The organism is Eggerthella sinensis, from assembly GCF_003339815.1.
GTDB lineage: Bacteria > Actinomycetota > Coriobacteriia > Coriobacteriales > Eggerthellaceae > Eggerthella > Eggerthella sinensis.
On the sequence record NZ_PPTT01000012.1, the window covers coordinates 98,197 to 117,282 of the forward strand.

Here is a 19,086-nt window from a genome sequence, read left to right on the forward strand (position 1 = left end):
CCTCCCCCTTTGAGTTTCGTCACTTGTAGTCCGCCGGGTTCTTGCTGGCGGAGCCGGTGGTGTTTTCCTCGCCCCGCAATTCGCGGCCGAAGCGTACGGCGGATTCTCCGAACTTGTCCTTCACGAGGTCGGTGGCCTCGATCAGGCCCCGGCGCTTGCCCTCGTCCTTTATGACGGGCTGCACGTCGTCCTCGTTGGGAGCGGCCTCGGCGAGGTCGAACAGGCTTTGTTGCACGCCCTCGCCCTCCGCGAACCCCGTCATGGCCACGCCGATGAGGCGCACGGGCGTGCCCGGATGCCACAGCTCGTCCATCATGCGGTAGAGCAGCGGGGTGTAGGCGAACTCGTCGTCGCTCGGCTTCGGCAGCAGGCGCTGCACCGAGCGGACGCTGCGGTCGTCGTAGCGCACGCGCAGGCTGACGGTGCGGCCGCGCAGGCCCTTGCGGCGCAGGCGGCGCCCCACCTTCGCGGCGATGGTGGCGATGGCTCCCTCCACCTCCTCGCGCGTGGTGAGATCGACGGCGAACGTCATCTCGTTCGACACCGACTTCACCGCGTCGTCCTGCTCGACGGGCGCGTCGTCGCCGCCGTTCGCGCGCACGTGCATGACGTGGCCGTTCTTGCCGAACACGCGCAGCAGCAGGCCCTCGTCCGCGTCGGCCAGCTGGCCGAGCGTGCGGATGCCGTACGAGTGCAGCTTGGCCTCGGCCGACGCGCCGATGCCGCTCATCGTGCGAATGGGCAGGGGCGCAAGGAAATCCCGCTCGCCGCCCGGGTACACCACGGTCAGGCCGCGCGGCTTGTCCATGTCCGAGGCGATCTTCGCCACGGTCTTCGAGGTGCCCACGCCGATGGAGCAGGTGACGCCCAGCTTCTCGACGCGGTTCTGGATGCGCTGCGCGATGCGCACCGGATGCTCGCGGTTCACCGCGGTGGGCGTGACGTCCATGAACGCCTCGTCGATGCTCACCTGCTGCACGTGCGGCGTCTCGGCGTGGAGGATGTCCATGATGGCGTTCGACATCTCGCGGTAGCGGTCGAAATGGCCGTGCGTCCAGATGGCGTGGGGGCACAGGCGCTTCGCCGTCGAGGAGGGCATGGCGCTGTGCACGCCGAAGGGGCGCGCCTCGTAGGACGCCGTGGACACCACGCCGTGCTTGTCGGCGTCGCCGCCCACGATGACGGGCTTGCCGCGCCAGGCGGGATGGTCGAGCTGCTCGACCGAGGCGAAGAACGCGTCGAGGTCGACGAGCAGGATGGCCGGCCCCCGCCATGCCTCGAGCGGCATCGAGGACGGGCCGTCATCGACGGTTTCTCGAACATCGGTCTGTGGGGAGTCGTCTCGCATAACGCGAATAAGTCTACCATGCCGCACCCGCGTGTCATGAACTTGTGCTAGGATATTCATTCCTTGCCTCGAACCACGAGGCAAAACGCACGGCAGGGAGAGGAGAGACGATGACGCAGCGATCCACCGACGCGCGTCCCGGCGTGCGCGACTGCGTGACCGCGCTGCCCGAACAGCTGCTCTCGCCTCCGTACGAGATGCGTTCCGAGATGAACTGGATCGACTTTTCCGGAACGGCGAACCCGTTGGGCACGCCTCCCTCGTTCATCCGCGCCATGGAGACCGCGCTCGCCGCCGGCGAGCTGAACTATCCGCCCGACCGCGAGGCCCACACGCTGCGCAGCGTGCTCGCGCGCAAGTTCGGGCTGCCCGTCGAGTCATTCCTCGTGGGTTCCACCGTGGGCGACATGGTGCGCGCCGTCGCTCAGACCTACCAGCCCTGCACCGTGGGCGTGGCCGTTCCCGGCCCCGTGGAGTACGCGCTGGCGGCGGGCAACGCCGGCCATCGCGTCGTGGAAATCGCGAGCCCCGCCGGCTTCGTCGTGCCCGACCCGGCCGCGGCCGAGCGCCACGGCATCGTGTTCGACGCCGCCGTGCTGGCGAACCCCGGCTACCCCACGAGCCGCCTGCTGCCGAAGCCGACGCTGCTCGCCTACCTCGAGGCCTGCACGTGGGTGGTGGTGGACGAGCGCTCCATCGAGCTCACGCTGGGCGGCGAGAGCATGGTGCCGCTCGTCACCGAGCACCGCAACCTCGTGGTGGTGCGCTCGCTGTGCGAGCCCTTCGCCATGCCGGGCATCCCCATCAGCTACTGCATCGCGCACCCCGACACCATCGCGCAGATCACGCGCTTCTACGACAGCTCGTGCGTGCCCATGTTCGCCGAGGTGATCGGGGAGCTGGCCCTCACCGAGACGGAGCACCTCGAGCGCACGCGCGAGTTTCTGGACTCCGAGATTCCCTGGCTGCAGTGCATGCTCAACCTCATCCCCGGCATCGACATCTTCCCCGCCGAGGCGAACTACGTCATGTGCACCTTCGACGGCGGTCCCGACCTGGCCCTCGGCGTAGCGAACACCGAAGAGCTGGCGCGCCGCCTCCAGCTGGCGGGCTTTTTGATCCGCAAGCTGGAAGGGACGCCGGCGCTCGATGACAGCCGCTACTTCTGCGTGGCCGTGCGCACCCGCGAGGACAACGAGAAGCTGGTGGCCGCGCTGCGCGAGATCATCGTGGGGTGCTAGGGGAGCTACCCCTTCACCTCGTACCCCGCCTCGACCACGGCTTGCGCCAGCTGCTCGTCGGGAACGTCGTGCCCCAGCTTGGCGGTGGCGGTGCCGGCTTCGAGGTCGACGACGGCTTCCTCGACGCCTTCCACCCCTTCGAGGGCCTTCTTCACGTGCGCGACGCAGTGCTGGCACATCATGCCTTCAACCTGCAGGGTCTTCTCCATGGCGATCTCCTTCTTCTCGGGCGGCGCGGGGGTTTCCGCTGCCGCCAGTTCGCTGTACGTAACGGGCGCCGACGCGTCCGACGATACCGTTTTCCCGACGGCCGACGCCGCCGACAGGTTGGGCTTCCAGCCGCGCAGGCGCAGGGCGTTCGACACCACGCACACCGAGCTCAGGCTCATGGCCGCAGCGGCTATCATGGGGTTGAGGTTCACGCCCATGAACGAGAGCGCGCCGGCCGCGACGGGGATGCACACGGCGTTGTAGACGAGCGCCCAGAACAGATTCTGCTTGATGTTGCGCAGCGTCGCGCGCGACAGCTGGATGGAGGCGGGCACGTCGAGCAGGTCGCTCTTCATGAGCACGATGTCGGCGCTCTCGATGGCCACGTCGGTGCCGGCCCCGATGGCGATGCCGATGTCGGCGCGCGCGAGCGCCGGGGCGTCGTTGATGCCGTCGCCCACCATGGCCACGCGGCCCTGCTCGGACAGGCGGCGGATCTCGCGCTCCTTGCCCTCGGGCAACACGCCGGCGATCACCTCGTCGGCGCCCACCTCGCGCTGGATGGCGGCGGCGGTGCGCTCGTTGTCGCCCGTGAGCATGACCGTGCGGATGCCCATGGCCTTGAGCTCGGCAAGGGCGCCCGCGCTCGACGGCTTCACCGTGTCGGCCACGGCGATGAGGCCCTCCAGCTTGCCGTCCTGCGCGAAGAACAGCGGCGTCTTGCCCTCGTCGGCCAGCGCGTGGGCCGCGGCGGCGAACCCGCCGACGGCGATGCCGCGCGCCTCCATCATGCGCAGGTTGCCGGCGCACGAGGGGCGGTCGTCGACGAGCGCGGCCACGCCTTCGCCCGGCACCTGCTTGAAGTCCTCCACGAGCAGCGGGTACGCCTTTTGCTCGCGCGCATAGGCGCACACGGCGCGGGCAAGCGGGTGCTCCGAGCGCCCTTCGATGGACACCGCCAGCTCGAGCAGGCGCTCGGGTCCCACGCCCGCCGCCGCGACCACGTCGGTCACGCTCGGCGTGCCCTGGGTGACGGTGCCGGTTTTGTCGAGTACGACCGTCTTCACGTCGTGCGCCGTTTCCAGCGCCTCGGCCGACTTGATGAGGATGCCGTTGGTCGCGCCGCGCCCCGTGCCCACCATGATGGCCGTGGGCGTGGCCAGGCCGAGCGCGCACGGGCACGAGATGACGAGCACCGAGATGGCATGCGACAGCGCCACCTCGAGCGTCGAGCCGCCGAACATCCACACGGCGAACGTGACCACGGCGATGACGATGACCACCGGCACGAACACGCCCGAGATCTTGTCGGCGATCTTCTCGATGGGCGCCTTGCTCGACGTGGCATCGTCCACGAGCCGGATGATGCCGGCCAGCGTCGTGTCGTCGCCCACGCGGTCGGCCCGCATGGTGAACCATCCCGTGCTGTTCACGGTGGCGCCCGTCAAGCCGTCGCCCGGACGCTTGTCCACCGGCACGCTCTCGCCCGTGATCACCGACTCGTCCACGGTGCCGGTGCCCTCGAGCAGGGTGCCGTCAACGGGCACGCCTTCGCCCGCACGCACCACGAGCACGTCGCCCACGCGCACGGCCTCGACGGGCACGCGCTCCTCGACGCCGTCCACGAGGCGCGTGGCCTCCTTCGGCGTGAGGTCCATGAGCTTCGCGATGGCGTCGGTGGTCTTGCCTTTCGCCCGGGCCTCGAAGTACTTGCCCAGGGTGATGAGCGTGAGGATCATGGCCGCCGACTCGAAGTACAGGTCCATCGCCGCCATGTGCGAGGCGTGCAGATCGCCCGCGCCCAACGCGATGCCGATCTTGTAGATGGCGTAGACGCCGTACGCGGTGGCCGCGGTGGAGCCGAGCGCGATGAGCGAGTCCATGTTCGGCGCGCCGTGGAACAGCGTTTTGAAGCCCACGCGGAAGAACTTGAAGTTGACGAACACGACGGGCAGAAGCAGCAGGAACTGCGTGAACGCGAACGTCATCACGTTCTCGTCGCCCAGGAAGAAGCCGGGCAGCGGCCAGCCGAACATGTGCCCCATGGACAGGTAGAACAGCGGCACCGTGAATATGGTGGACACGATAAGGCGCATGCGCACGCGCTTCGCCTCGGCGGCCGCATCGGCCACGGGACGCGCCTGCGCCGCACGGCTTCCCGCGCCCGCGCCGCCGCCCTGCGTGCCAGCCGGCACGCGCGCCGTCGCGCCGTAGCCCGCCTTCTCCACGGCCGCCTCCACGGCGCCCACCGTGTCGGGCGCGCCGTCGAAGGTCACCTCCATGCTGTTCTTCAGCAGGTTCACCGCGACGTCTTCCACGCCCGGCACCCCGCGCGTCGCCTTCTCCACGCGCGCCGAGCACGCCGCGCACGTCATGCCGGTTATATCGAACGCTTGCTTCACCTTTCGCTCCTTACTCGAACCATGCGCTTGCACGTACAAATGTTTCACGTGAAACATGCGGGCGAGCCCGCGGACGCGTCTAGCGCGAGAACTTCTTCATGAGCTGCATGACCTCGTCGATGACTTCGAGGTTGCCTTGCTCGATCTGCTCGACCACGCACGTTTCCAGGTGGTTCTGCAGCATGAGGGCCGACACGCTGTGCACGGCGCTCTCGGCTGCGGCGAGCTGCGTGAGCACGTCGCCGCAGTAGCGGTTGTCGTCGATCATCGTCTTGATGCCGCCGAGCTGCCCGATGATGCGGTTCAGGCGCTTATGCAGGTCGGCCTGCAGCTCCTGCGAGCGGGGCGTCTCCTTGCGACGGCAGCCGCAGCCGGTCTCTTCGGCGGTGTTCTCCTCGGCCATGATGACTCCTCGCTTCCTCGTTCGCCTATACCCCTGCTGGGTATCTAGCGGTGAGTATATACCCCTGGCGGGTATTGTCAACCCCGAAGTTTCCGAGCGGCATCCGGGCGTCGACGCGGCGGTGCTACAATGGTGATTCCCTCGATCATCGCGAAAGGACCTCCGTGTCGACCATCCATTCCGTCAAGGATCTCAAGGAGAGCAAGGCGAGCGTCAAACTGGCCGTCATCTCCATGCTCGTGCTGCCCGTCGTGGGCGTGGGCTGCCTGCTGTTTCCCGACGTAGGCGAGGAGGTGCTCCCCTATTTCCTCGGCGTGCCCATGGTGCTGTCGGGCGTGGGCAGCATCGTGGCCGTGGCGCGCGAGCGCGACGTGGAAGCGGGCGCGACGAGCGTGGGCGCCGCCATCGTGCTGGTGGTGCTGGGCCTCGTCACCGCCGTGCACGGGTCGAATTCCACCACGTTCATCGGCATCATCTGGGGCCTGCTGGGCCTCGTGAAGGCCGCGGGCGAATTCGACGAGATCATCGCCGACATCAAGCGCAAGGAGCCCTTCGTCTTCTCGCTCGCGCTGTGCGTGTTCGAGCTCGTGCTGGCCGTGCTGCTCATCCTCAACCCGTTCGCGAACATCGAGCACCATCTGCTGCTGCTCGGTCTCGAGCTGATCGTGTACCCCTTCAAGCTGCATCGCGAGCGCGGCAAGTTCGTGCTGGAAGCCGAGGCGTAAACCCCTCGGGAACCGGCCGCCTGCCCGCGTCGGCAACGGCGAAGCGACAGCGGGCGCGCCGTCGGCCGCACGTCGCGGGCGATGCGCTATGCTGCGCGGTGGCAGCATCGTTTGGAAGCGGAAAGGAGCCGTCCATGTGCCGTCGTTTCATACCGATCGATCGCGACGAAGTCGCCCGCATCGCCGCGGAAATCGAGCGCGACCTGGCCGAGCACGTCGGCGAGCTCGGCTCGCTCGACCCGCTCGAGGCGTACGAGGAGTTCCTGGCCGCCGAGGCCGACGTCGCCCGCCCGGCGGCGCCGCAGCGTTCGACCTCGCAGCTGTCACTGTTCGACGAGACGCCGGCAAGCCCGGATTCCGCACCTGCACCTGCGCCTGCGCGTGTCGAGGCGCTGCCCTCGTCGGTGGTGCCGCTCATCGTGCCGAGCGGCTCGGGGTGCGGGCTCGCCGTCGCGCACATGGCCTGGGGCTACGAGGTTCCCTGGAAGAACGGGCCCGTGTTCAACACGCGCATCGAGACGGCGCTGCGCGACGACGGCAGCATGTGGCGCGAATCGTTCGCGCGGCGGCGCTGCCTCATACCCGCCTGGGGCTTCTACGAGTCGCACGCGTCGGAGACGGTGCCGAGCGCGCGCACCGGCCGCCCCGTCAAGCGCCAGTACGCCTTCGAGCACGCGGACGGCGCTCCCCTGCTGCTGGCGGGCATCCACGACAAGGGGCGCTTCTCGCTCGTCACCACCGAGCCGAACGCGGCCGTGGCGCCGGTGCACAACCGCATGCCGCTTGTGCTGGGGCCGGGCGAGCCCGCCTTGTGGCTCACCGGCGTGTACGAGCCGCTGCTCGACCGCGGGGCCGTGGCCCTGCGCGTCGCGCCCGAGCGCTGAGGATGTTTCACGTGAAACATCCGTTCGCATCATCGACCGCAGCCAACGCGGCCAACGAAGGAGGACAGGCGCTCTCGAAGGAAGGACGCCGCGAGGTGCGGCGCGCCATGGGGCGGCAGAGCCGGTTCGTGTTCGTCTACACGCTCATCTTCACGCTGGCGGGCTACGCGCTGGCCCTGGCCCTCGAAGCCGCCGGGTTCGCGGGCGCGAGCACGTTCTTCAGCGACCATCTGGGCGAGATGAGCATCGCCGGCTTGGCGGCGGGCATGCTGTTCGTGCTGCTCAAGCTGCGCGGCCGGTTCCTGCCCAGCCTCCGGCGCGCCGACCCCGAGCCGCACCGCATGAACGCGCGCATGCTCGGCACGTTCCTGCTGCTGCTCGTGGGCGCGCAGGCCGTCTTCTCGGTGATCACGCTGTGCCTCGGCGCGCTGGCCGACGCGCTCGGCTACCGCGTGTTCTCCACGATGGACAGCCTCGACGCGGCCGCACCCACCGTGTGGATGATCCTGTACGCCGGCGTGCTCGCGCCTATCGTCGAGGAGATCGTGTTCCGCGGCGTGGTTCTGGGCGCGCTCGCGAAGTTCGGGCAGACGTTCGCCATCGTGGCGTCTGCGGTGCTGTTCGGCCTGTTCCACGGCGATTTCGCGCAGGGCGGCTTCGCGTTCTGCACGGGGATCGTCCTGGGGTTCGCGGCGACGCGCTATTCGCTCGGCTGGGCCATCGGGCTGCACATCTTCAACAATCTCGTCCTGTCGGATTGGCTCGGGCAGCTCGTGGGGTTGCTGCCGGAACTCGGGCAGAGCATCTTCGCCGAGCTGTTCTTCCTCACGGGCATCCTGGGCACCGTCTGGGTGCTCGGGCGCAACCGCGACGGCATCAAGCGGTGGCTCGCCGCGCACCGCGCCCCGGCGAAAACGGCGCTCGCGGCCTTCACGGCGCCGTCGTTTCTGCTGTTCGCCGCGTTGCAGACAGCCCTGAGCGTCATGGCGTTCGCGCCGCTGTAGGGCCTGCCGCAGCCGCCGCTACTTGCCGCGCTCGGACAGGAACAGCCCCGCGATGGTGAGCAGCACGCCGGCGATGACCGGGGGCGTGAGCGGGTCGCCGAGCACGGCGGCCGAGGCCATCACGGTGAGCGCGGGCACGAGGTAGATGTAGAGGCTCGTCTTCACCGGCCCGAGCTCCTTCACCGCCATGTTCCACGTCACGAAGCACAGCGCGCTTGCGCCCAGGCCGAGGAACACGAGGTTGCCCCACATCTCGGGAGCCGCGAGCGAGGCCCAATCGGGCGAGAAGCCTAGGATGGGCAGCGTGGGAAGCATGAACGCGAGGCCCCAGGCGAACGTGCGGCGCGTCACGAGGATGCTGTCGTAGCCGAACGTCGAGAGCTTCTTCGTGACGATGGAGTACACGGCCCACGTGCCGGCCGCCGCCAGCGCGAGCCCCACGCCCACGAGCCCCGCCTGGCCGATGCCCTCGCCCGCGAGCGCGCCCGCCGCGCCGCCCGCGAAGCTCACGAGACACACGCCGGCCATGGCCACGGCGAAGCCGACGAAGAACGGCGCGCGCAGGCGCTCCTTGAGCACCGCGGCCGAGGCCAGCCCCGTGAACAGGGGCGCCGCCGCCACGACCACGCCCACGATGGACGCCGTGGTGAACGTGAGCGCGATGTTCTCCAGCAGGTAGTACAGCGTCACGCCCGTCGCGCCCGCCAACATGAACCAGCGCTCCTCCTTGAAGTCCTGCACGCGCAGGATGCGCGGGCGCAGCAGCGCGAGCGCCGCGAAGCCGATGACGAAGCGGAAGAAGAGGATCTCGATGGGCGCGAGGTGCACGAGCAGCACCTTCGTCGACACGAAGGTCACGGCCCACACGAGCACGGTGACGAGCGCCAGCACGTGCCCGCGCACGGCGGGGCGCTGCTGCGCGGCGGGCGCGGCGGATGCAGTAGGCGCGGCGGCGTCGATCGTTTCAGCTGACGGTTCGGTCATGCGAGCTTCCCCTCCTGCGCGCGCGTGCGCGCCGCCGCCCGGTAGCGTCCGGGCGTGATTCCGTAGAACGACTTGTACACGCGCGTCATATGGGCCTGGTCCGAGAAGCCGGACTGCGCCGCCGCCTCGGAGGGTTCGACGCCAGCCGCCAGCAGGTCGCGGGCGCGGTTCGCGCGCACCGCCTGCAGGTAGCGATGGGGCGTGAGGCCCGTCTCGTCGGAGAACACGCGGATGAGATGGTAGCGCGACACGCCGGCGGCGCGCGCGAGGTCGTCGAGCGTGACGGCCGAGGCGAAGCGCTCGTCGAGGAAGCGGCGCGCCCGGGCCACGTTCGCCGCGGACGGCGCCTCGGGGGACGCCTGCGCATCGGGCGCGCCCTCGCAGTACGTGGCCACCCGCGCGAGGAAGGCCCACAGCGCCTCTTCCTCCTCGAGCGCGTCGTGCGCGACGTCGTCGGAGGCGAACGCGTACAGGCGCGCCATGCACGCCGACAGCACGACGTCGCGCACCACCACGGGCGCGAACCGGCAGGTCGGGGTTGCGGCCTCGGCGGGCGCAAGGCCCAACGACTCGCCGTAGGCCTGCGCGAACAGCTCCACGGGCACCACGATGCTGCGGTACACGAGCGGTGTGTCGTTCATCGGCTTGCAGCCGTGCACCTCGCCCGGCCCGAACAGCACGAAGTCCTCGGGGCCCAGGTCGTGCACCTCGCCGCGACACGTCATGCGGCGGTTGCCCTGCACCATCTGCCCGATGGTCCAGAAATCGTGGAAGTGGAGCGGAAACGGCTGCACGATGCCCTCGAGCGTGACGAACTCCACGCCCGGGCAGGGGCCGAACGGCGCGATGCGCCGGTTCTCGGCGCCCATGTCGCTGTCGGCGAGCCGCGCCCCGCGCACGTCGGCGCGCGCGTTCCATGCTTCGATCGTTTCCATTGCCTCCACCCCGCACCTTTCATCCGAGCAGGCAACGATACCACGAACGCTCCGCGCCCGCTTGAACGAAATTGCGCTCCGGTCGGTTGCCGGGGCCTTCGTCGCACGCGAACGGATGTTTCACGTGAAACATTTTGGCGCGCGAAGGGGCGGGATGCCGGGTGGGCGTCCCGCGCCTAGCGGCGTTCGAGCAGCGAGCCGGCCGTGGAGATGACGGCCACCTCGAAGGGCACGTCCTTGCCGCTGCGCTCGAGCGCCGTGCGCGCCGCGTGCTCGAGGCCGCCGCAGCACGGCACCTGCATGCGCGCGACGGTAACCGAGGCGATGTCGTTGCCCGCGAAGATCTCCTCGAGCTTCCGGCTGTAGTCCACGCCGTCGAGCTTCGGGCAGCCGATGAGCGTGACGCGGCCGGACATGAAGTCGCGATGGAAGTCCGCGTAGGCGAAGGCGGTGCAGTCGGCGGCCAGCAGCAGGTGCGCGCCGGCGAAGTACGGCGCCTGCACAGGCACGAGCTTGATCTCGATCGGCCACGACGCGATGGCCGAAGGCGTCGGGCCGGAGGGTGCTTTCGCGGCCTTCCCGTCCTTCGCCGCGAGCACCGCCTGTTCGTCGTACGCTTCGGCCTCGCGCTCCACGAAGGTTATGGCGCCGGTCGGGCACGCAGGCAGGCAGTCGCCCAAACCGTCGCAGTAATCGTCGCGCAGCAGGCGCGCCTTGCCGTTCACCAGGCCTATCGCGCCCTCATGGCACGCCGTCACGCACAGCCCGCACCCGTTGCACGCGCGCTCGTCAATCTCGATGATCTTCCGTATCATGCTGTTCCTCCCGCAGGCATCCTCGTCGAACCTCGTCGAATCATGCCGCGAGGATAGCACAGCGCCCGTCCGCATTCCGTTGGAAATGCAACAAGCGGGGAATTCCCCTTTCTTCCCTTCTCCCCCTTGACATCGCCCCGTCACCTTCTATACTTATGAACAGTTGATCATATGTTGAGAGGTTGAGCGAATGAAGAGCAAGACGAACGACGAGAGCGCGCACGACAACGGCTGCTCGTGCGGCTGCGCCGAACACGCGGGGGCGTCGGGCCCCGAGGGCATGCCCGACGAGGAGATACTGTACGACCTCGCCGACCTGTTCAAGGTGTTCGGCGACACGACGCGCATCAAGATTCTGTATGCGCTCATGGGCCAGGAGCTGTGCGTCGCCGACCTCGCCGAGCTCATCGGCGCCACGCAGAGCGCCGTATCGCACCAGCTGCGCACGCTCAAGCAGGCCCGCCTCGTGAAGTTCCAGCGCGACGGCAAGAACGTCATCTACTCGCTGTCGGACGACCACGTATACACCGTGCTCGCCCAGGGCATGACCCACATCTGCGAATAAACGACCAGGACAACGGCTCGAAAGGACTACCACCATGCGCAAGGCTTTCAAACTCCAGGACCTCGATTGCGCGAACTGCGCCGCGAAGATGGAGAACGGCATCAAGAACATCGACGGCGTGAAGAGCGCCACGGTCAGCTTCATGACGCAGAAGCTCGTGATCGAAGCCGACGACGACCGCTTCGACGCCGTGCTCGACGAGGCCGAGCGCGTATGCCGGAAGATCGAGCCCGACTGCGTCATTTTGCGCTAACCATTTCAAACTCCGAGGGGAACCGCTCGCCGCACGAACGAATGTTTCACGTGAAACATTCGCATGCCGGCGCGCGCCCTCCCCTCCCCGATTCCAAGGTTGGAGACCATGAATAAGAAGCAGAAACGTACGAGGAATCGCATCCTCCTCGCTATCGCGCTGTTCGTCGTCGTCTACGTGATCGCCGAGCTGTTGCCGCTCGCCACGTGGCTCGGCAGCGAGACGGCCGCGCTGTGGGTGGAGTTCGCGCTCTTCCTCGTCCCTTACCTCATCGCCGGCTACGACGTGCTGCTGCGCGCGGCGAAGAACATCGGCCACGGCCAGGTGTTCGACGAGAACTTCCTCATGACGGTGGCCACCATCGGCGCGTTCGCGCTCGTGCTGTTCCCCGACAGCGATCCGCATATGGCCGAAGGCGCCGCCGTCATGCTGTTCTACCAGGTGGGCGAGCTGTTCCAAAGCTACGCCGTAGGCAAGAGCCGTAAATCCATCGCCGACATGATGGACATCGCGCCCGATTTCGCCAACGTGGAGCGCGACGGCGAGCTCGTGCAGGTGGACCCCTACGAGGTTACCGTGGGCGACGAGATCGTGGTGAAGGCCGGCGAGCGCGTGCCGCTCGACGGCGTCGTGATCGCCGGGACCTCGCAGCTCGACACCGCGGCCCTCACGGGCGAGTCGGTGCCGCGCGAGGTGCGCGAGGGCGACGAGATCATCTCGGGCTGCGTCAACATGACCGGCCTCATCACCGTGCGCGTGACGAAGCCGTTCGGCGAGTCCACCGTGTCGCGCATCCTCGAGCTCGTGGAGAACGCGGCCGAGAAGAAGGCCAAGACCGAGAACTTCATCACCCGTTTCGCCCGCTACTACACGCCGGCCGTCGTGGGCATCGCGGTGCTGCTGGCCGTCGTGCCGCCCCTGCTGCTTGGCGGCGGCTGGTCGGACTGGGTGCAGCGCGGCCTCATCTTCCTCGTAGTGTCGTGCCCCTGCGCCCTCGTCATCAGCGTGCCGCTGTCGTTCTTCGGCGGCATCGGCGGCGCCTCGCGCCTCGGCATCCTCGTGAAGGGCAGCAACTACCTCGAGACGCTCGCAGCCGCGGAGACCGTCGTGTTCGACAAGACGGGCACGCTCACGGACGGCTCGTTCAACGTGGTGGCCATCCATCCGGAGGCCGACATCGACCCCGATCGCCTGCTGTCCATCGCGGCGCACGCGGAGGCGTACTCGAACCACCCCATCGCGCTCTCGGTGAAGCAGGCCTACGCGGGGCCCATCGATCAGCAGCGCATCGACGACGTGCAGGAGCAGAGCGGTCACGGCGTGCGCGCGCGCATCGACGAGCACGTGGTGCTCGTGGGCAACGACAAGCTCATGAGCGAGTGCGGCGTGGGCTGCCACGAGTGCGAGCTCACCGGCACCATCCTCCACGTGTCGCTTGACGGCGAATACATCGGCCACATCGTCATCGCCGACGTCATCAAGCCCGACGCCGCCGAGGCCATCGTCGCGCTGCGGGCCGCGGGCGTGAGGAAGACCGTCATGCTCACGGGTGACCGCGCCGACGTGGCCGCCGCGGTGGCGAAGGAGCTGGGCATCGACGAGTTCCGCGCGCAGCTGCTGCCGCAGGACAAGGTCGCCGAAGTGGAGAAGCTGCTCGAGGAGACGCACGCGCACGGCGCCGGGAAGGGCAAGTTGGCCTTCGTGGGCGACGGCATCAACGACGCCCCGGTGCTCACGCGCGCCGACATCGGCATCGCCATGGGCGCGATGGGCTCGGACGCGGCCATCGAGGCGGCCGACGTCGTGCTCATGGACGACAAGCCGTCGAACATCGCGCGGGCCATCGGCATCGCCCGCAAGACCATGGGCATCGTGTGGCAGAACATCGTGTTCGCCCTCGGCGTGAAGTTCCTCGTGCTGATACTGGCCGCCGTCGGCATCGCGAACATGTGGCTGGCCGTGTTCGCCGACGTGGGCGTGGCCGTCATCGCCATCCTCAACGCCATGAGGGCGATGAACGTGAAGAAGTAGCGCGGCGCTGCGTCGTGCGTGCCGAAGCGCCGCCCCTCCCGGGCGGCGCTTTTTGTTGGGAGGAGCGGCTTTCCCCCTTTCCATTTTCTTCCGGTTGCCCTATAGTCAATATATTGTCTTTATAGGTGGATCGAGGAAGGGGAGCGCATGGAATCAGGGCGGTTTGACGAATTCCAGCAGGTGGTGGCGCTCGTCTTCCATTTGGCGAACGTGGCGCAGGCGCAGGGCGACCGGCTGGACGAGCGCATCACGACGAAGCAGTGGATGGCGCTGATCAGCGTGTTCCATCTGGAAGACGGACGGGCGACGTGCAGCGAGGCGGCGCGGCTCATGGGCTGCACGAAGCAGAACGCCAAGCAGCTGGTGGACGCGCTCGTGCGCAAGGGCTACCTGACGACGGCGGCGAACCCGGCCGACCGGCGCGCCGTGCTGCTGCAGCCGACGCAGGCGGGCGCGACGGTGGCGTCCGAGCTGTACGCGCGGCGCGCCGATGCGCTCGGCGAGGCGGCGGGCATCCTCGACGGCGACGAGACGCGCGAGCTCCATCGCCTGCTGCGCAAGCTGGCCGACGGCCTCACGCCCGGCTGGGACGGTTACGAGCGCGCTGCCGCCTGGGAGGCCCGCGCATGAGCGCCGCGTCCCTCGTCGTCGCGCCGGTTGGAGCGCTGGCCGACGAGCCGCTGTCGGTGCGCCTCGAGGGGCTTGCAGCCGGCGAGCGCGTGACCCTGCGCGCCGAGACGGACGACCTCTTCTGCGTCAACGGCGATCCGCGCCGCTCCTACGACCTGCGACGATGGACCTCAGGCGCAACCTTCGCGGCCGCGGCCGACGGCTCGGTCGACCTCGACCGGGACGTGCCCCTCGCGGGCGACTGGCACGCCGCCTGCGGCTCCGCGCCGCTCTACGCCCTCCGTCCCCGCGACGAGCCCCGCCGTGCGAGCCCCCGCGCCCCGCACGTCCTCGGCGCCGTCCCCGTCCCCGACGGCTACGCGGTGCGCATCATCGCCGTGCGCGCCGACGGCAGCGAGCTCGCCGCGTGCTGCACGCGCCGCTACGCCGTTGCGGGCACTACCGTGCGCGACGTGGCAGGCGAAGGGTTCGTGGCGCGGTACTTCTCCCCCGCCCCCGACGAGCCGCATCCCGCTGTCATCGTGCTGAGCGGCAGCGACGGGCGCATCGAGAAGGCCCAGATCATCGCGAGCCTGTTCGCCGCGCACGGCTTCCGCGCCCTGGCCGTGTGCTACTTCGGGCTGAACGGCACCGCGCGCTTCCTCGACCGCATCCCGCTCGAAATCGTCGAGCGCGCCTGCGCTTGGCTCAGCGAGCGACCCGAGGTTGACGCGCGCCGCATCGGCGTGTTCGGCCGCTCGAAGGGCGGCGAGCTCGCCCTGGCCGCGGCATCGCGCATCCCCGCGCTGGCCTGCGTGGCGGCGAACGCCGCAAGCCCGCTGTGCTACGAGGGGCTGCGCGGATCGCTGCCGAGCCGCCACGCATCGTGGACCTGGCGCGGCACCGAGCTGCCCTGCGCGAAGATCCCGCTGGCAGCCCTCGCCCGCACGCCCTTCGTGCGCGCGCGGCGCCCCGACAGCTTCACCGCGTGGCTCTACGGCGAGACACTCGGCCGCGTTGCCTTCGACGAAGTGCGCTTTCCTCTCGAGCACATCAGCGGCCCCGTGCTGCTCACCTCGTCCGTCGGCGACGAGGTATGGCCCGCGAGCCTCCACGGCGACCTCGCGATGGGCGCCCTCGACGCCGCCGGCTTCCCGCACGTCCACGAGCACCGCCGCTACGAGGGCGGCTGCCACACGCTCACCGTGCCCTTCCAACCCGCGCCCGCGCTGCCCGCCGGCACCGACCTCGACGCCTGGGCCGCCGCCACCCAAGCCGCCTGGCACGACACCCTCTCCTTCTTCGAGGAGCACCTATGAGTCGGCATCCTGCACGAGCGTGATCATGTCCTGACGATTGTTCACGCCGAGCTTCTGATAGATGCGCGACGTGTGCGTTTTCACCGTGCCCTCAGCCAGGAACAGCGCGTTCTGGATGTACGTACGATTGCGTCCCTGCGCGAGCAGTGCGAACACCTCGGTCTCGCGTGGCGACAGCCCGTAGCGCTCGGCGATGGCGCGCAGGCGTTCCTCATCGCTCGACGGTTGACGCGTCGCACCCGCATCGGCCTTCGGCGCCGCGCCCGTCCGACGCGAACGGAACAGCAGCATCATGACCACGATGAAGAAATACATGGCCAGCACGATGAGGACGCTGCTAAGCTCCACTGTGTTCTGCAGCAGCAGCGCGTAGGCGATGGAGAACGCGCCGTACACGGCATAGCCGATACCCACCACCCGGTACGGATGGATGCTCAAACTGCGGATGGACAGCGCGATAAGAGCCCAATGGAACAGCTGCGAGAACAGCTCGACGAACGTCGTGAGCAGGTAGCTCGTCCATGCGGTGATGCCCACGAGATGCGCCACCTGCGGGTCGAGCAGGAAGAAACCGCCCAGGATGACCATGAACGGCGGCAGGAAGCGCGTTATGAGGTCGTCGCCCTGCTCTTTCACAAGCGTGACGCGCGCGAAAAACAGCACGAGCGCGATGACGATGAGGAAGCCCAGGCCGTTGAGGATGTTCTCCACCTCGTACCCGCTTCCCCAAAACCCCATCTTGCTGAGCACGCGCACGAGCGCGCGCAGCACCGGCAGCAGCACGAGCAGTACGAGCAGCACGCGCTTGTCGGGCTCCTGCACCTTGGGAAGCTCGGCCAAATCGAGGGTCTCGGGCGACCGATCGAGCAGCCGCTGACCGGCCCACACCGCCGCGAACGCGACAACCGGCGACACGATGGCCGCGCCGACCTGCACCGCAGCGGAGCCATGCAGATTGAACAGGCTCGTCATGATGGTCTTCGCCAGAAGGCTGATAGCCAGAATGGACACGACGGCGCCATAATCGCCTTGGTAGGCCACCTCGCATACAAGATGCACGGCAAGCCAACCGTAGCCCACGCCCACGAAAAACAGGCACCCCGCGCAAAGGTAGTCGACGGGCAGGAGGGGCGCGAGGGAGGGAAACGAGAACAGGAGGGTTGCTGCGAGGGACGCCGTTGCCACGCCTATGCCGAGCGGCGCCTCGAAACGCTTGAGCGCTTTCGGCGCGAGCACGTAGAACGCCGTCGACAGCGTGAGACCGGCTAGGAACAGCACGCGCGCATTCGCGATGTCCTGCACCGCATCGGCGCTTGCAAAGAACCCGGAGCCGTGCCCCACCACGTCCGACCATACGCTCATGAACGCAAGGCCCACGACGGTGCAAGCTGCCAGCATCCAATCCCGTTTCGTCATATTCTGAAGCTGTGGCATACCCCTACGCCCTCCCCTCCTACGCTGTCGAGGATAGCACAACGAGCTTCCGCTCACCCGGAGGCAAGGGTCGAAGCAAGGGGGTTGCCGACACAATCATCCCTTTCGGGCACAAGGATGAGCAGGGTTTAGGGCGTTTCGGGAGACAACCCGACTCACCCGTCCGTCCTAGCATGGGACCCGATCCGAAGGGAAGGATCGCACCGATTGCACGGAAGGGGTTCACATGCTGGAGGAAACGAAACTCACCCGCAGGTCGTTCATCGGAGGGGCGGCCCTCGCTGCCGCAGGGATTGCCGCCACGGGCTTGACGGCGTGCGCCGCGCCCAAGCAGGCATCGACGGACGCGAGCGCATCGAGCGGCGAATGGGACGACGAGTTCGACATCGTAGTGTGCGGCGGCGGCATCGCCGGGCTCGCCTCGGCCATCACCGTTGCCACCGAAGGCGACGGCGCCACATGCCTGCTGCTCGAGAAGGACGTGTCGGCAAATGGAAACAGCCCGTTTTGCGCCGGCAGCATGCTGTACTGCGAAGACCCGGACGCCTTCATGGTGTACCTCGACGCTATGATTGGAGACAGCACGCCCGACGACGTGAAGGAGGCTTTCGCCGACGAGCTCGCGCATAACCTGTCCTGGCTCTACGATTTGGGCGCGAAGGAGGAATGGCTCGAGGTGGGCCCGCCGGACGACTCGAAGCTGGGTGAATGGCCCGAGCTCCCCAACGACAACACCTACGGACGCATCAAGTTCAAATCGGACGGCGACGGCCCCAACCACGTGTTCCAATTCCTCCTCAACGTGATGGAGGAGCACGCGGACGCCATCACGTTCAAAGCCTCTACGCCCATGGAGTCGCTCGTCCAGAATCCCGAGACGAAAGCCATCGAAGGCGTGGTGGCGAACGGCAAGCGCTACAAAGCGACCAAGGGCGTCATCATGTGCACGGGCGGCTTCGAGAGCGACGCTGAAATGCTGTACAACTACACGGGCGTGAAAGGCGTGTTCCCTTACGCGGGGAAGGCGAACACCGGGGACGGTCATCGAGCGTGCATGAAGGTGGGTGCCGATTTCTGGCATATGGCCGGCGGTGCTCAGTACTGGATGGCGCTGCGCGACCTCACGAACACGAAGTTCGTCTCGACCGTGTGGAACTTCACGACGAAGCAGTACGGCATCACCGTGGGAGTCAACGGGCGCCGTTTCTACCAGGATTACGATGCGTGCTCATGCCCCACGACGCCGTACGCCGAGGCCGATTCCGATCCCAAACTCAACGTGGGCTACCGCCACGGCATCACGCAGTTCGGCGGAAACTGGACGCATCTGCCTTTCCCCGAGCAGGCGTGGTTCCTCTTCGACGCGGACGGCCTTGCCGCCGGCGCGTTTCCCTCCGAGAAGTCGTCCGACCCCGTTGCCGACGGATGGGCGGTGAGCGCCGAGAGCGTCGAAGGACTCGCAAGCGCCATCGAGGTGCCGGCAGACGAACTGACGAAAACCGTAGCGCAATGGAACGAGTTCTGCGACCGCGGCGAAGACCTGGCCTTCTACCGCCCCGCCGACACGCTGCAAAAGGTGGCGACACCGCCCTTCTACGCCGTGCTGTGCGTGCCGTCCATGCTCAACACCGACGGAGGGCCGGTACGCAGCCCGCAGGCCGAGATCCTCGACCCCTTCGGCGATCCCATTCCTCACCTGTACTCAGCCGGCGAGTTCGGATCGGTATGGGGACACCTCTACCAGGGCACCGGCAATGTCGGCGAATGCGCCGCTTTCGGCCGTATCGCCGCCCGGAGCGCGCTTTCCTCCTAGACCCACGGCTCGAAGCGGAGCGCACCGACGCTCGGCGCGCTCCGCTTCTCCACCTCCCGCGGTAACGGCATGTTGCCGATGGCGGGGGTGGTGCGGGGGGCGTGCTATGGT

At 68.0% G+C, this 19,086-nt stretch carries 17 protein-coding genes; 10 read left to right on the forward strand and 7 right to left on the reverse strand.

Features of this window, described 5'->3' with window-relative positions; translation table 11 throughout:
- Positions 1-19 precede the first annotated feature (19 nt).
- Positions 20-1,288: a DNA polymerase IV gene (dinB, locus tag C1876_RS08460; RefSeq protein WP_114546285.1), complete on the reverse strand. Its 1,269-nt coding sequence runs from the start codon at positions 1,286-1,288 to the stop codon at positions 20-22.
- A 170-nt stretch (positions 1,289-1,458) separates the two neighbouring features.
- On the opposite strand from dinB, the gene C1876_RS08465 reads away from it, so the two are divergent.
- A complete protein-coding gene (locus C1876_RS08465) occupies positions 1,459-2,589 on the forward strand; it encodes a pyridoxal phosphate-dependent aminotransferase (protein WP_114546286.1) in 1,131 nt (376 codons plus the stop codon).
- A 5-nt stretch (positions 2,590-2,594) separates the two neighbouring features.
- On the opposite strand, the gene C1876_RS08470 is transcribed toward C1876_RS08465, so the two are convergent.
- Together C1876_RS08470 and C1876_RS08475 are read right to left on the reverse strand one after the other, a co-directional pair.
- On the reverse strand, positions 2,595-5,201 hold the full coding sequence (locus C1876_RS08470) for a heavy metal translocating P-type ATPase (protein ID WP_114546287.1): 2,607 nt from the start codon (positions 5,199-5,201) through the stop codon (positions 2,595-2,597).
- Between the two features lie 79 nt (positions 5,202-5,280).
- On the reverse strand, positions 5,281-5,604 hold the full coding sequence (locus C1876_RS08475; protein ID WP_114546288.1) for a metal-sensing transcriptional repressor: 324 nt from the start codon (positions 5,602-5,604) through the stop codon (positions 5,281-5,283).
- 164 nt (positions 5,605-5,768) lie between these two features.
- Between C1876_RS08475 and C1876_RS08480 the strand changes: the two genes are divergently transcribed.
- From C1876_RS08480 to C1876_RS08490, 3 genes are all read left to right on the forward strand, one after another.
- Entirely contained in the window at positions 5,769-6,329 is a 561-nt protein-coding gene (locus tag C1876_RS08480; RefSeq protein WP_244910090.1) for a DUF308 domain-containing protein, read from the forward strand.
- Between the two features lie 134 nt (positions 6,330-6,463).
- Positions 6,464-7,213: an SOS response-associated peptidase family protein gene (locus C1876_RS08485; protein WP_114546289.1), complete on the forward strand. Its 750-nt coding sequence runs from the start codon at positions 6,464-6,466 to the stop codon at positions 7,211-7,213.
- Positions 7,214-7,224: 11 nt separating this feature from the next.
- Entirely contained in the window at positions 7,225-8,217 is a 993-nt protein-coding gene (locus tag C1876_RS08490) for a CPBP family intramembrane glutamic endopeptidase (protein ID WP_158544654.1), read from the forward strand.
- Positions 8,218-8,235: 18 nt separating this feature from the next.
- Here the strand turns inward: C1876_RS08490 and C1876_RS08495 are convergent, their stop codons facing one another.
- The 3 genes from C1876_RS08495 to C1876_RS08505 all read right to left on the reverse strand — a co-directional run bounded on the left by C1876_RS08495 (position 8,236) and on the right by C1876_RS08505 (position 10,951).
- Positions 8,236-9,201 carry a DMT family transporter gene (locus C1876_RS08495; protein ID WP_114546291.1) on the reverse strand — a complete coding sequence of 322 codons (966 nt, stop codon included), beginning with the start codon at positions 9,199-9,201 and terminating at the stop codon, positions 8,236-8,238.
- The gene (locus C1876_RS08500) at positions 9,198-10,136 is read right to left on the reverse strand and encodes an AraC family transcriptional regulator (RefSeq protein WP_114546292.1); all 939 of its coding nucleotides are present in this window, start codon (positions 10,134-10,136) and stop codon (positions 9,198-9,200) included. The genes C1876_RS08495 and C1876_RS08500 overlap by 4 nt, the downstream gene beginning before the upstream one ends.
- 176 nt (positions 10,137-10,312) lie before the next feature.
- Entirely contained in the window at positions 10,313-10,951 is a 639-nt protein-coding gene (locus tag C1876_RS08505; RefSeq protein ID WP_114546293.1) for an ATP-binding protein, read from the reverse strand.
- Positions 10,952-11,141: 190 nt separating this feature from the next.
- Between C1876_RS08505 and C1876_RS08510 the strand changes: the two genes are divergently transcribed.
- The 5 genes from C1876_RS08510 (at position 11,142) to C1876_RS08530 (ending at position 15,728) form a co-directional block, all read left to right on the forward strand.
- Positions 11,142-11,516 (forward strand): ArsR/SmtB family transcription factor, encoded by a 375-nt coding sequence (locus C1876_RS08510; protein WP_114546294.1) that lies wholly within the window; start codon positions 11,142-11,144, stop codon positions 11,514-11,516.
- A 34-nt stretch (positions 11,517-11,550) separates the two neighbouring features.
- Positions 11,551-11,769, forward strand: coding sequence for a cation transporter (locus tag C1876_RS08515; RefSeq protein WP_092196918.1), 219 nt, complete (start codon positions 11,551-11,553; stop codon positions 11,767-11,769).
- Positions 11,770-11,877: 108 nt separating this feature from the next.
- Positions 11,878-13,800, forward strand: coding sequence for a heavy metal translocating P-type ATPase (locus tag C1876_RS08520; protein ID WP_114546295.1), 1,923 nt, complete (start codon positions 11,878-11,880; stop codon positions 13,798-13,800).
- Between the two features lie 147 nt (positions 13,801-13,947).
- Positions 13,948-14,430, forward strand: coding sequence for a MarR family winged helix-turn-helix transcriptional regulator (locus C1876_RS08525; protein ID WP_114546296.1), 483 nt, complete (start codon positions 13,948-13,950; stop codon positions 14,428-14,430).
- Positions 14,427-15,728, forward strand: a complete 1,302-nt coding sequence (locus tag C1876_RS08530) for an acyl-CoA thioester hydrolase/BAAT C-terminal domain-containing protein (RefSeq protein ID WP_114546297.1) — start codon at positions 14,427-14,429, stop codon at positions 15,726-15,728. Before C1876_RS08525 ends, C1876_RS08530 begins: the two co-directional genes overlap by 4 nt.
- On the opposite strand, the gene C1876_RS08535 is transcribed toward C1876_RS08530, so the two are convergent.
- Positions 15,723-17,162, reverse strand: coding sequence for a helix-turn-helix transcriptional regulator (locus C1876_RS08535; protein WP_114546298.1), 1,440 nt, complete (start codon positions 17,160-17,162; stop codon positions 15,723-15,725). The genes C1876_RS08530 and C1876_RS08535 overlap by 6 nt on opposite strands.
- 226 nt (positions 17,163-17,388) lie before the next feature.
- Here C1876_RS08535 and C1876_RS08540 point away from each other — a divergent pair, with 226 nt between their 5' ends.
- Positions 17,389-18,975, forward strand: coding sequence for an FAD-dependent oxidoreductase (locus C1876_RS08540; RefSeq protein ID WP_114546299.1), 1,587 nt, complete (start codon positions 17,389-17,391; stop codon positions 18,973-18,975).
- The last annotated feature ends 111 nt before the right edge of the window (positions 18,976-19,086 follow it).